At 44.2% G+C, this 13,184-nt stretch carries 10 protein-coding genes; 2 read left to right on the top strand and 8 right to left on the bottom strand.

What is annotated here, in order from left to right:
- Positions 1-44 precede the first annotated feature (44 nt).
- A complete protein-coding gene (locus B9T10_RS00435) occupies positions 45-1,265 on the bottom strand; it encodes an amino acid permease (protein ID WP_008314163.1) in 1,221 nt (406 codons plus the stop codon).
- 299 nt (positions 1,266-1,564) lie between these two features.
- Here B9T10_RS00435 and B9T10_RS00430 point away from each other — a divergent pair, with 299 nt between their 5' ends.
- Positions 1,565-2,821, top strand: coding sequence for a D-amino acid dehydrogenase (locus B9T10_RS00430; RefSeq protein WP_008314162.1), 1,257 nt, complete (start codon positions 1,565-1,567; stop codon positions 2,819-2,821).
- 63 nt (positions 2,822-2,884) lie between these two features.
- Here B9T10_RS00430 and B9T10_RS00425 read toward each other — a convergent pair whose 3' ends face one another.
- Complete coding sequence (locus B9T10_RS00425; protein ID WP_063455725.1) at positions 2,885-4,246, bottom strand: sodium-dependent transporter; 1,362 nt, start codon at positions 4,244-4,246, stop codon at positions 2,885-2,887.
- A 387-nt stretch (positions 4,247-4,633) separates the two neighbouring features.
- Between B9T10_RS00425 and B9T10_RS00420 the strand changes: the two genes are divergently transcribed.
- A complete protein-coding gene (locus B9T10_RS00420) occupies positions 4,634-5,566 on the top strand; it encodes a DMT family transporter (protein ID WP_063455724.1) in 933 nt (310 codons plus the stop codon).
- A 35-nt stretch (positions 5,567-5,601) separates the two neighbouring features.
- On the opposite strand, the gene trpA is transcribed toward B9T10_RS00420, so the two are convergent.
- The 6 genes from trpA to nhaC all read right to left on the bottom strand — a co-directional run bounded on the left by trpA (position 5,602) and on the right by nhaC (position 13,049).
- Positions 5,602-6,405 (bottom strand): tryptophan synthase subunit alpha, encoded by an 804-nt coding sequence (trpA, locus tag B9T10_RS00415; RefSeq protein WP_063503338.1) that lies wholly within the window; start codon positions 6,403-6,405, stop codon positions 5,602-5,604.
- 2 nt (positions 6,406-6,407) lie between these two features.
- Positions 6,408-7,598: a tryptophan synthase subunit beta gene (trpB, locus tag B9T10_RS00410; protein ID WP_094488730.1), complete on the bottom strand. Its 1,191-nt coding sequence runs from the start codon at positions 7,596-7,598 to the stop codon at positions 6,408-6,410.
- 7 nt (positions 7,599-7,605) lie between these two features.
- Positions 7,606-8,979, bottom strand: a complete 1,374-nt coding sequence (gene trpCF / locus B9T10_RS00405; RefSeq protein WP_094537536.1) for a bifunctional indole-3-glycerol-phosphate synthase TrpC/phosphoribosylanthranilate isomerase TrpF — start codon at positions 8,977-8,979, stop codon at positions 7,606-7,608.
- Between the two features lie 2 nt (positions 8,980-8,981).
- On the bottom strand, positions 8,982-9,989 hold the full coding sequence (gene trpD / locus B9T10_RS00400) for an anthranilate phosphoribosyltransferase (protein WP_008314152.1): 1,008 nt from the start codon (positions 9,987-9,989) through the stop codon (positions 8,982-8,984).
- 263 nt (positions 9,990-10,252) lie between these two features.
- Positions 10,253-11,473 (bottom strand): pyridoxal phosphate-dependent aminotransferase, encoded by a 1,221-nt coding sequence (locus B9T10_RS00395; protein ID WP_094537535.1) that lies wholly within the window; start codon positions 11,471-11,473, stop codon positions 10,253-10,255.
- A 121-nt stretch (positions 11,474-11,594) separates the two neighbouring features.
- Positions 11,595-13,049: a Na+/H+ antiporter NhaC gene (gene nhaC, locus B9T10_RS00390; protein WP_063455718.1), complete on the bottom strand. Its 1,455-nt coding sequence runs from the start codon at positions 13,047-13,049 to the stop codon at positions 11,595-11,597.
- Positions 13,050-13,184: the final 135 nt, after the last annotated feature.

Here is a 13,184-nt window from a genome sequence, read left to right as displayed (position 1 = left end):
AAAAAACCTCAGGCTGAGGATTCAGCCTGAGGCATTTTCAAAGATTATCCTACCACTTTTGGCAGAACATCCGTAAAGATTGAGAGTAAATATGCCGCCATAATGATCACGGCAAAGGCAATGGCAAGCACCAATGAAATCGCGCCGCCGCGTGTGTGATCACCTTTTGGGTGCAATTGACGAGATTTATGTGCCATCATCACCGGTAAAATCACACCAATGAAGGCAAAGATGATCCCTGCAAAGGCAAACGCACTCAAGAAGATTTGTGGATACGTAAAGCCCACAATGATCGGTGGCACAAAGGTGATCAAACCAATGGTGATGCGGTCATGACGCAATTTAAAGTGCATCAATAAATCTTTCACCGCATTTGATAAACCAAGCGCAACGCCAATGTACGAGGTGATCAACGCTAACAGTGAGAAAATGCGCACCATTTCTGCGATCACTAAACTGCCTGTCGTGACACGAAACGCCTCAATCAAGCCATTTAAACTTGGGTTTTTGTTCAATACTTCGATCAACACCGATTGCTTTAAAACGCCATGAGTGGAAAACTGCCACACCACATAAATGATGAAAATGGCGGTTGCCCCAAGGATACACGCGATCTTCACTTTTTTATGATCGCCGCCTAAATATTCATTGATGGTTGGCGTACAGATGTGGAAGCCAAATGTCATGAAAAATACAGGCATTGCAGAGAAAAAGAGTAAGTTATTCGTGGGCGCGGCTTGCAAATTTTCAAAAGAAACTTTATTCAGTAACACCGCTAAAATCACCACAAAGATGATGATTTTTAAGCTAAAGGAGATGCGGTTGGCAACGTCTGCCAAGGAAATGCCCACTGTGACAATGGCACCTAAACCGATCGCGAAGATTAAAGAGGCAATCTTTTGCACAATGTGCGGATTGCTCACCATTGATTCAGGCAAAATGCCCATCAATAAATCGCCGCTGCCCGTCACATAGGCCGTTAAAACGGCATACATAAAGAACAACAAAACAAAGTTCACAAATAAGCGCCCTGCTGAGCCAAAATATTGTTCTGCTAAGGTTGCAATGCCTGCATCTTTACTGTTGTATTGGTGCACCTCTGCATAGAGAACCGCTGTAAATGTCAGTAAAATCCATAACAGCGTCAATAGGGTGAATGTTAATCCAAACCCCATCTGTGCGGATGTTAAGGGCATTGCCAACATCCCTGCCCCCACCGCGGTGCCCGCAATGATGAGCGTACTGCCTAAAACCTTATTCTTCATAGTCTAACCTTACTCTAAAACCCCAAATAAAATATCATCAAATAGCATACGCTAAAATGGTCAAAAACGAATAGTGATTTGTCAAATGCCTGCTTTATAAGATCAATCAAACAATTATCATACATTCGGTCATTTGATAATGATCTAATCTTACGCATTAATTCTTGAGAAACTTCAAAAGTACTACATTTTCTCTCAAAATGCCGCTATAGTGATACGCCGGTTCTAGACAGATCATGGTCAAAGCCTGCGCTTACAAAGTGCCCGCTTTGTTGTATATCATCAATATAGGAGGTTTCATGAACATCATCATTTTAGGTGCTGGTGTTATTGGTGTCACTCAAGCTTATTACCTTGCCAAAAAAGGGTACAAAGTTACTGTATTTGAGCGCCACGAAGGTCCGGCGCTTGACACAAGTCACGCCAATGCAGGTCAAATTTCACCGGGTTATGCCACACCGTGGGCAGCGCCTGGCATTCCATTTAAAGCCATCAAATGGATGCTCGAAAAGCATGCACCTTTAGCCATTCGCCCAACGGCTGACTTGAACCAATACAAGTTTATGTGGGACATGTTCCTAAACTGTAATAAAGAGAAATATGCCATCAACAAATCACGCTTGGTTCGCTTATCCGAATACAGCCGTGACTGCTTGATCAAACTGCGCGAAGATACGGGCATTTACTACGAAAACCGTTCATTGGGCACCACCCAATTATTGCGCACGAAAAAGCAAATGGAAGGCATCAAAGCTGACTTAGAAGTGCTTGAAAAATTCAATGTGCCTTTTGAAGTGTTAGATGCGCAAGGCATTTTAAATGTAGAGCCCGGTTTAAAGCACTCTGTGAATAAATTAGAAGGTGGCTTACGTTTACCAAATGATGAAACAGGCGATTGCTTCTTATTCACCAACCGCTTAGCAGACATCGCAAAAACCATCGGTGTTGAATTTAAATTCAACCAAACGGTGGAAGACATCATCATCGAAAATAAAAAAGTCAAAGGCATTCGTGCCAATGGTGAAGAATATGATGCAGACATCGTGGTGGATTGCCTTGGCACATACACGCCATTCTTATTGAAAAAAATCGGCATTAAAGCGCCCATTTATCCATTAAAAGGCTACTCTTTAACTGCGGACATCATCGATGAGAATGCATCCCCCACCTCAACCATTTTGGATGAAACGTATAAAATCGCCATCACGCGCTTTGATAAACGCATCCGCATTGGTGGTATGGCGGAAATTTCTGGCTATCAGATCAATCTCAATCCAAAGCGCCGCGCAACCTTAGAATTTGTCACAGAAGATCTCTTCCCAGGTGCGGGTAACTTAAAAACGGCCATCTTCTGGTCAGGTTTGCGCCCGAAAACGCCAGACAGTACACCGATCATTGGCGGCACAGAGTTTGAAAACTTCTACATCAACGCAGGTCACGGCACATTGGGCTGGACACAATCTTGCGGTTCTGCCTCTTATTTGTCAGACATCATCGCAGGCAATCAACCTGAAATCAGCACAGAAGGTTTAGACATCTCCCGTTATGCTAAATAAGTGACACAAAAACATTCACACATAAAAAAAGGTCCATTGAGGACCTTTTTTTTCATGCTCGATTTACACAAAGTTCATAATGGCGATCACAGCGATCAACAATGGAATGAAATATTTGATGTAATAGAACAATGGAACGGCCAATTTATTGTTCACAGTGCCATCATTGGTGATCTCTTCGATCATTGCCGCACGCTTTAACACAAAGCCAATGAAGATACAGGATAAGAAGCTCGTCAATACGAAAAAGACGTTTGCACTGATGCTGTCAAAGGCATCAAAAATCGTCATGCCAAAGATTCTAACATCGTGCCAAGGGCCATCGGATAAAATGCTGGGTAAGTTACCGAGTAAGAAGATCACTGCTAAAGTAATGAACGTTGCAAAACGGCGGCTCACAGGCGTTTTTTCCACCAATGTGGTGATGATCACCTCATAAATGGTTAAAGATGTGGTCAATGCCGCTAACAATAACAATGTGAAGAAGGCTAAACCCACCACCGTACCAAATGGCATGCTTGAGAAGACAACTGGCAACGCTTGGAATACCAACGTTGGGCCCGCGCTTGGCTCAAGACCACCTGAGAACAAGGCTGGGAAAATCACAAAACCAAGCATCAATGGAATCATGGTGTTGATCACACCTGTAATGATGCTAATACGCGCCATATTCTCTTTCTTATTTAAGTAAGAGGATAACGTGATCATCACACCAAAGCCTAAGCTTAAGGCAAAGAACACTTGTCCTAATGCTTGAAGGAAAATGTTCGGGCTGATTTTGCTAAAATCTGGCACAAGATAGAATTTAACACCCGCGGATGCACCCGGTAATTGTAATGAATAGATCACCATCACAACCAATAAGATTAAGAAGATGGGCATGATGCGCGAGATTAATTTTTCAATCCCTTGAATGATGCCTTTGGTCAAAATGTAGTAGTTGATGCCCACAAATAATAAGGTGTAAAGGCTGATCTTCCAAGAGTCGGAGATGGAGTCTTTAAAGAAGGTGGCAATTTCACGGTTATCAATCTTTTGGGATAAGTCGATTGAACCCATCGCAATGTCTGCAATGTAACCAAATACCCAGCCGCCAAGCACCATATAATAGGCCAAAATCCCAAAGGCACCCAAGATGGCAAAAATGCCAATGCCCTTCCACCATTTAGAGATGGGGTTGGGCAAATTGCCACGACCGAAGGCGTCAATAGTGTTGGTGTGTAAACGACGGCCAATGATGTGTTCTGCCATGAGCATCGGCACGCCAAGCACAATCATCGCTAAAATGAAGACCAATAAATAAGCGCCGCCGCCATTTTGCCCCACTTGATAAGGGAAGCGCCACGTGGCACCAAATCCGATCGTCGCGCCCGCCACTGTTGAGATATACAGCAGTTGGTTACTCCAACTCTCACGCTTTGACATAAATCCTCCAGTACATTTAATTTTTTATTATAACGTCATGTAATTGTCTTGATGGTCTCATTTTTTGAGCAACTCTTGGCTTAATACTGCACCGACAAGCACATTTCAACTACATTCATACTAAATTTAAGTGGGTTATCCACAAAAATGTGATTCGATAAGGTATTACATAAGGGCTCAACAATTCAAGTGCTTTGGCCAATATTTTTTATGCATTCATGATCATTAAAAAATAAACAATGAGTTAAACAAAATAAGCTCTGCATTCGCATAGACTTTTAACTACGATACCACTACAAAAATAGACGCATTGCGGCACACAAATTGTTTGACCTTGCATGCAAGCCATTTTACTATCATGAATCCATTTAATTTTTTGATCGATCCATGCCCATCACCTTTGCCCCACCACTGAACGCAAAAAGCGCCGTCATTAAAATGTCCATCGCCATGATCCTCTTTGGATCTGTTGGTTTTTTCTCCGAACGCAGCGGCGTACCTGCTTTAGAGCTTGTGTTCATCCGTTGCATTTGCGCCATGCTATTTTTGGGGCTGTTTTGGATTCTCTCCGGTAAATTGCGCCATGAAAAGTGGCATGTACCAGAAGTGCTGCGCATTTTGCTCTGTAGCGTCTTTTTAATTCTCAACTGGGTCTACTTTTTTAAGGCAATTGAAGTGTCCGGCGTCACTGTTGCCATTTCCATTTATCATTTAGCCCCCGTCATCGTGATGATCCTTGGCGCATTCATTTATAAAGAGCGTTTAACCCTCATTCCTGTGCTCGCGATTGTGATCTGTTTTGTGGGCACTTTAGCGATTGCGGAGATCAACCGCACCGCATCTGTGGCAGAATTTTTCTCCCCCGGTTTAATCTTTGGGCTATTATCCGCCCTCTTTTATGCGTTATTGACCCTCACCGGCAAAGGCTTTAAATACGCGAGTTCATACGCAATCACCACCATTCAAGTGGCATTTGGCGCATTGTTATTGGTGCCATTTGTAGATTTCTCAGCCTTTAATGGCTTGACTGAGCTCAATTGGTTTTATATTGCCATCACAGGCTTTGTGCACACAGGCATTGTTTTTTATCTATTTTTTGACGCCATTCGCCATCTCTCCACACAAATGATTGCCATTTTAGTCTTCTTAGATCCGCTTGTGGCAATCTTGATGGATCTTTTCATTACGGGCTTCATTCCATCGATGGAACAATGGATCGGCATTGTGTTGATCTTTGGCGGCATGGCTTTGACGCTTGTCCCTAAAAAGAAAAAAGCAACAATACAATCACCCCAAGCAGAACTCACCGCAGAATCATAAGAAAAAAGCCCACATTGTGGGCTTTGTTGTGTGACTTATTTCGTCCCGGCTTTTAAGCCACGAACGGCAGAGGCGAGGACTGAGCATAACTCATCAACATTATCATGATAACGCTCAATGATGGAGACTAAAAATGAGCCAGAAATCGCACCATCAGCCCCCATTTTAATGGCTTGCGTCACTTGCTCAGGCGTACTGATGCCAAAGCCCTGCACAATGGGCACATCCGTCACAGAGCGAATGAGGGCAACCAATTGCGGCAAACCTTGATCCATCTCTTTGCCTAAGCCTGTTGTGCCATTGCGACTCATAAGATAAATGTATCCTTCAGCATGGGCTGCCACTGCACGAATCGTCGCTTCATTGGCATTTGGCGGCACAATGAAAATGGATTCAATGTCATGTTTGCGCGCCGCTTGTTGAAACGGTGCAAACTCATTGAGTGGTACATCCACCACCAATACAGAATCCACACCGATGGCTTTCGCCTTTGCATAAAACTGCTCAAGACCTGGTTTAAACACAAGGTTGGCATACATCAATAACCCGATCGGTAAATCTGGATATTGGGCGCGCACTTTGGCGATCACTTCAAAGGATTTGGCCACTGTTGTGCCAGATTCCATCGCACGTAAACCTGCATTTTGAATGATCGGACCATCGGCCATTGGGTCAGAAAATGGCACGCCAAGCTCAATGGCATCGGCGCCATTGTCCACCAATGTTTGGATGATTCTTAAGGAGTCCTCAGGATTCGGGTCACCAATCATCACAAATGGAATGAATGCACCTTCCCCTTTTGCCTTCAATTCACTGAATTTAACACCATAACGACCCATGATTACTCCCCCTTCTCTTCAAAAATTTTTGCCACGGTAAAAATGTCCTTATCCCCACGACCTGATAAATTCACCAAAATGAGTTGCTCTTGATCAGGATTGTTGCGGATCATTTTAAGGGCATGCGCTAATGCGTGAGAAGACTCAAGTGCCGGCAAAATCCCTTCATGACAACAGAGATCTTTAAATGCTGCCAAAGCTTCATCATCAGTAATGGAAACATATTGCGCGCGGCCAATGGATTTTAAATGGGCATGTTGCGGCCCAACCGATGGAAAGTCTAAACCTGCCGATACTGAATGGGATTCTTGAATTTGCCCCTCTTCATTTTGCATCATTGGGGCTTTCATACCAAAGAAAATACCGGTTGAACCATGCCCAAGCGGCGCACCATGTTTACCAGATTCAATGCCATGGCCACCGGGTTCCACGCCAATCAGCGCCACATTCTCTTCAGGAATAAAATCTGTGAACATACCAATGGCATTAGAGCCGCCGCCCACACAGGCTAACACAGCATCTGGTAAACGCCCTTCACGCGCCACAATTTGTGCTTTGGCCTCTTCACCGATCATTTTTTGAAATTCACGTACAATGGTTGGGAATGGATGCGGACCTGCTGCCGTGCCCAATAAATAATGGGTGGTTTTATAATTTTCAGCCCAATCGCGCAATGCTTCTGTACAGGCAGATTTCAATGTTGCGGTGCCGGAATACACAGGAATCACAGTCGCGCCCATCATTTTCATGCGAAATACATTTGGCTCTTGGCGCGCCACATCTTTTGCCCCCATATAAATGCGGCAATTTAACCCAAGGAGCGCACAAGCAATCGCCGTCGCAACGCCATGTTGCCCTGCACCTGTTTCAGCGATGATCTCAGTTTTACCCATGCGTTTGGCCAATAATGCCTGCCCTAACACTTGGTTCGTTTTATGCGCGCCGCCATGGAGCAAATCTTCACGCTTTAAATAGAGTTTAGATTTTGTGCCTTTGGTTAAATTACGGCACAATGTCAACGCTGTGGGGCGACCGGCAAAGTTTTTGAGTAAATCCATGAATTCTGCCTGAAACTCAGGATCATTTTGCGCCTCAACAAACGCCTCTTCTAATTGATTCAATGCTGGCATCAAGAGCTCCGGCACATATTGCCCGCCAAACTCACCAAAAAATGCATCTAAAATTGCCACGATGTTCTCCTTAATTCTTAATCGATGTACGAATCATATGAAATACTGTATAAATCTTCTCTGGGCTTTTTTCACCCTTATTCATCTCAAGCGCTGAGTTCATATCCACCCCCATGATCGGATGCGTCAGAGCATCTCTCACATTATGCGCCCCAACGCCACCCGCTAATAAATAACGGTGCGCAGGTAGGTCATCAAGGATGGACCAATCAAAACTTTTGCCCGTACCGCCTGATTGATAATCAAGGACAATACAGTCAATGGCTCGATGTGTTAAATAACTTTGATATTCTGCCATATTCGTGGCATCTAGCGCCTTAAAAATCTCTGTGGTTTTTGGCAGCTTTTCACGCAAGGCATCAATATAATCTAAAGACTCATCGCCATGGAGCTGAACTGCCTTTAAATTCAATGCATTGCTGATGGTCACCACGCGTTCTAGCGCTTCATTTTGAAACACGCCCACATACTGTAAAGGCACCGTTTGCAATGCTTTAGCTTTTGCGGGCGTAATGAAACGCGGGGATTTTTCCACAAAGATCAATCCGCCATAATAAGCGCCTGCATCAAATGCCGCTTGTGCTGCCTCTAACGTCGTTAAACCACACACTTTATGTGTGCCCACAATCAATGCACGCACCGCGGATTCTAAATTGGCCGCACCCATCAAATGGCTGCCCACTAAAAAGCCATCGGCCACACTTGATAAATCCACCACATCTTGATGGGATACAATGCCAGATTCACTGATCACAATGCGATCCTCAGGAATGAGCGCTGCTAAACGGCGTGTTGTGTTTAAATCCACCGTTAATGTGTGTAGATCACGATTGTTAATGCCAATGACGCGTGCATCTAATGCAATCGCACGTTTAACCTCTGCTTCATTGCTCGTTTCTGTCAAAACCCCCATCTTTAAATGGTGCGCCACCTCACGAAGGGCAAGATATTGTGCATCGGATAACACAGAGAGCATCAACAACACAGCATGTGCCCCTTTAAGGCGGGCATAATAGATTTGATACGCATCGATGATGAAATCTTTGCACAATAACGGCTGATCAACCATTTGTTCCGCAAGGGTCAAGTTCTCATAACTGCCGCCAAAATATTTATGATCCGTCAAGACAGAAACGCATGTGGCAAACGGCTGATAGGCTTTTAATATTTTTGGCAGATTAAAATCAGGGTTGATGATGCCTTTTGATGGGGATTTTGGCTTACATTCCAAAATAAAGGCAGGGTTTGCCGCGCTCAGCGCCGCATAAAAATCACGGGGACTGACTAAGACATCTTGCTTAAAATTATTCAATGGACGCGTTTGCTGCATCAAACTCACTTCTACATATTTATCCGCCACAATTTGCTCTAAAATCGTTGCCATCTTTAACCCCTTTGCACCATTTGTTGTAAGAGTTGATATGGGCGACCGGTGCGCATCACACTTTGCACTTTTGCCACATTCTGTTTTAAATCACGTTCGCCAAATAGACGCATCAATAATGCCACATTCGCTGCCACCACATTTTCATGGGCAATCGCGCCTTTGCCTTGTAAAATGCGCTCTAAAAAGACTTTATTTTGTGCAGGTGTACCGCCGCGGATGTCATCGATCGTCATCACAGGCAAACCAAAATCCTCTGCTGTTAAATAATATTCTTCAATCACGCCATGATTGAGTTCTGCCACATGGGTATCTGCATGCAAAGAGACTTCATCTAACCCTGCTGTATGAATCACCGCAGCATTTGTATAACCCAGATTTTTTAAGATGTTCGCCATCGGCACAATCAATGAATGATGATACACGCCCACAATGGCAATGCGAGGGCGTGCAGGATTGATTAAAGGGCCAAGCACATTAAAAATGGTGCGCGTTTTCAGTTCAGCACGCACCGGCGCGACATTCTTAAAACCTTTATGATATTGCTGTGCAAACAAGAAACAGACGCCTAAATCATCGAGCATTTTTCGGGAATCGGCGGCGGTGGCATGAATATTTACACCAAGCTCTGTCAATACATCTGAAGAACCACTTAAACTTGAAACACTGCGATTGCCATGCTTAGCGATCGGGTAACCACAGGCAGCTGCCACAAAAGTACTCGCAGTGGAAATGTTGATACTGTTTGCCCCATCGCCACCAGTGCCCACAATGTCTGCAAAGGCATAATCTGGCGTTGGAAACGCTTCAGCATTTTTTAAAGAGGCTAAAGCTGCGCCCGTCACTTCGTCCACAGATTCACCGCGCACTTTCAAACTTGTCAATAAAGATGCCACATGCAACGGCGGCACATTGCCAGCGATGATGTCGCTAAAAACATCAAAACTTTCCGTTTGGGATAAATATTCACCGTTATAAACTTTTAAGAGTGTTGCTTGTGCTGTTGTCATGATTGCCTCATCTAAAATATTGTTTGAACTCTGTTAGATTGCGGGCAATAAAAAAACCCGCATGTTGGTGCGGGTTTTATGGATGCTTATGACATTATTTTTGCCATGACGCCACGAAATCTCCCGCCTTGTGAGAGATTTGCCACCATAAGTTACGTTGTACTTGTGCGTGCTGCGTCATGAATGAATTCCTTAAAATTGATGGTTTTTAATCTAGCTCAATAAAAACCATCCGTCAATAGGGGCAATTAAAATTTTTAATCCTAAGAAGGTTCACGAATGCCATCAAGATAGCTGCCAATGCGATGCACGGCATCGGTCAATGTATCTGTGTAGGGCAAAAACGTGATGCGAAAGTGATCTGGCGTTGGGTAGTTAAAGCCTGATCCTTGCACGATCAACACGCGCTTAGATTCTAAAAGATCGAGCGCAAACTCCTCATCAGACACAATGCGATACGCTTCAGGATCCATTTTTGGGAACATGTACAACGCACCTTTTGGCTTCATACAACTCACGCCCGGAATGCTCGTCAATAAACGGTGTGCTGCATCGCGCTGACGAGTCAAACGCCCCTCTGGCGCGATCAATTCATTGATGCTTTGATAGCCGCCAAGCGCCGTTTGAATCGCCAATTGCCCCGGCGCATTTGAACACAAACGCATGGATGACAAAACATTTAAACCACTGATGTAATCTTTAGCATGCTTTTTAGGCCCTGAAACAATCATCCAACCGGCACGATAACCACACGCGCGATACGCTTTTGATAAGCCATTGAAGGTTAAACAAAAAACATCATCCGCCAACGATGCTGTCGATGTATGCACCTGCCCATCAAAGACGATTTTGTCATAAATTTCATCTGAAAAGACCACTAAACCATGTTCACGGGCAATTTGCAAAATGTCCAATAAGATTTCATCACTGTAAAGGGCGCCCGTTGGGTTATTGGGGTTGATGATCACAATCCCTTTGGTGCGCGGCGTGATTTTAGAGCGAATGTCCTCAATGTCTGGCTGCCATTCGTTCGCTTCATCGCACATATAATGTACCGGTCGCCCACCCGCTAAGGCAGTGGCAGCGGTCCACAATGGATAATCTGGCATTGGAATCAACACTTCATCACCACTGTTTAACAGCGCATTTAAACTCATGGTGATGAGTTCAGAAGCACCATTGCCGATGTAAACATCATTGACATCCACATTTTTAATGTTCTTTTGCTGGGCGTAATGGACGATGGCTTTGCGTGCGGCGAAAATCCCTTTTGAGTCCGTATAGCCCGAGGCATCTGGCAAGTTCATGATCATGTCTTGCACCATTTCATCCGGCGGTTCAAAGCCAAATGGGGCAAGGTTACCAATATTTAATTTGATGATTTTAAGACCATCTTCTTCCATTTGATTCGCTCGATCGAGGACGGGACCGCGAATCTCATAGCGAACATAATTCAATTTATCTGATTTATTAATCACTTTCATAGCGCACACAAGCCTTGTTAGATAAGACAAACAAAAATCTAATATAGCCACAAAGCATTGTATAAGCAATCAATGGCGCACGCTCCCCCATAAATGATCAACATTCATGGGGGAAATGCCTTTAATCTAAGCGCTTATTCATGCGAAAACGCTTCACTTTTTTTGGCTTTTCGCCATCTTCATAAGTTTCAATTGTCCAACCGGTGCATGCATAGAAAATGGCAATGAGCGGACTCAATAGACATAAGAAGGTATACGGCAAATAACTGAATGACGCCACGCCCAATGTTGTGGTCATAAAAGCACCACAGGTATTCCATGGAATGAGTGGCGATGTCATCGTGCCGGCATCTTCTAACGTGCGCGAGAGCACTTTCGCTTTAATGCCACGTTTTCTGTATTCATCAGCGTACATTCTGCCCGGAATGATGATGGACATGTATTGATCACATCCCACAATGTTACCAGTAATGCAGGTGAACACCGTAGAAATGATGAGGCTTTTGGTTTTTTGTGCAATTCGTGCAATGTGACCAACGATCACCTCAAAGATTTTAGTGAATTCTAAAATGCCACCAAAACACATCGCAATGATCACCAAAGAAACGGTGGATAACACCGCAGTGATGCCGCCATTGTTTAATAGATCACTGAGGGTTTTATTGTCTGTTTCAATGTGATAGCCATCATAGAGAGAATTTAATACCATGGAAGGATCCGCACCTTGTACAAAAATGGCGCACAATACACCTAAGGTTGAACCGATCATCAGCCCTGGGAATGCAGGAATCTTAAAGATCATCATCACAATGATGAAAGCCGGCACAAGAAGCAACCAAGGAGAAATGATGAAAATACCCTTTAAATCTGCTTGTAAGGCTGCGGTGACCGCAGAAGTATCCGTCATGGTGCTTGCTTGAGAAAAGCCCAAAATCGTGAACAAAATGAGTGAAATCACCAAAGCAGGAATCGTGGTGTAGAGCATGTATTGAATGTGTTCAAAAAGATCCACACCCACAATACCCGGCGCTAAGTTTGTGGATTCTGACAAGGGCGAAATTTTATCCCCAAAGTAAACGCCAGAGATCACAGCACCTGCCACCATTTCTGGCTGCATGCCTAAACCATAACCGATGCCCATAATGGCAATGCCAATGGTGCCCGCAGCTGTCCATGCGTTCCCTGCTGCAATGGAAATGATGCAACAAATGGCGCACGCCGCCACTAAAAAGTATTGGGGTTCTAAAATGTTTAGACCATAATAAATGAGCGTTGGCACAATACCGCCTGCAATCCATGAAGCAATGATGGTGCCAATCACCATCAAAATCACCACCGCTTGCATGGCTAAACGCACCGCATCTAACATGCCGCGCTCTACTCTGCGCCAAGAGAAACCTAAGCGCATCGCAACCATTGCGGCAACACAAACACTGACCAATAATGGAATGTGTGGACTTGTTCCAAAGATGAAAATGCCCGTCACGAGCGCGATCATCATAAAGACCACAGGAATTAAAGATTCAAATAATGAAGGTAGGCGACCCTCTTCGCCTACAGGGGGAATAATTTCCATATGTACAAATTTCCAAAATGAAAAGGTGGAAAAAAAGTAATCAGAAACTGATCGGCGATTGGGGTTTGGCTCTTGATTGAAAGAGTGGGCGAATGATATGCCTCTTTCTCAAAAAGGGATAATTAATTTTATTTA

The organism is Wohlfahrtiimonas chitiniclastica, from assembly GCF_002252325.1.
In the GTDB taxonomy this organism is placed as follows: Bacteria; Pseudomonadota; Gammaproteobacteria; order Cardiobacteriales; family Wohlfahrtiimonadaceae; genus Wohlfahrtiimonas; species Wohlfahrtiimonas chitiniclastica.
Note: the sequence above shows the minus strand (reverse complement) of the source record. Positions and strands in the feature narration are given on the sequence as shown.

What these genes read in the sequence shown, in the direction of transcription:
- B9T10_RS00435 (WP_008314163.1), bottom strand. Translation starts at nt 1,265, where the DNA reads ATGAAGAATAAGGTTTTAGGCAGTACGCTCATCATTGCGGGCACCGCG.
- B9T10_RS00430 (WP_008314162.1), top strand. Translation starts at nt 1,565, where the DNA reads ATGAACATCATCATTTTAGGTGCTGGTGTTATTGGTGTCACTCAAGCT.
- B9T10_RS00425 (WP_063455725.1), bottom strand. Translation starts at nt 4,246, where the DNA reads ATGTCAAAGCGTGAGAGTTGGAGTAACCAACTGCTGTATATCTCAACA.
- B9T10_RS00420 (WP_063455724.1), top strand. Translation starts at nt 4,634, where the DNA reads ATGCCCATCACCTTTGCCCCACCACTGAACGCAAAAAGCGCCGTCATT.
- trpA (WP_063503338.1), bottom strand. Translation starts at nt 6,405, where the DNA reads ATGGGTCGTTATGGTGTTAAATTCAGTGAATTGAAGGCAAAAGGGGAA.
- trpCF (WP_094537536.1), bottom strand. Translation starts at nt 8,979, where the DNA reads ATGGCAACGATTTTAGAGCAAATTGTGGCGGATAAATATGTAGAAGTG.
- trpD (WP_008314152.1), bottom strand. Translation starts at nt 9,989, where the DNA reads ATGACAACAGCACAAGCAACACTCTTAAAAGTTTATAACGGTGAATAT.
- B9T10_RS00395 (WP_094537535.1), bottom strand. Translation starts at nt 11,473, where the DNA reads ATGAAAGTGATTAATAAATCAGATAAATTGAATTATGTTCGCTATGAG.
- nhaC (WP_063455718.1), bottom strand. Translation starts at nt 13,049, where the DNA reads ATGGAAATTATTCCCCCTGTAGGCGAAGAGGGTCGCCTACCTTCATTA.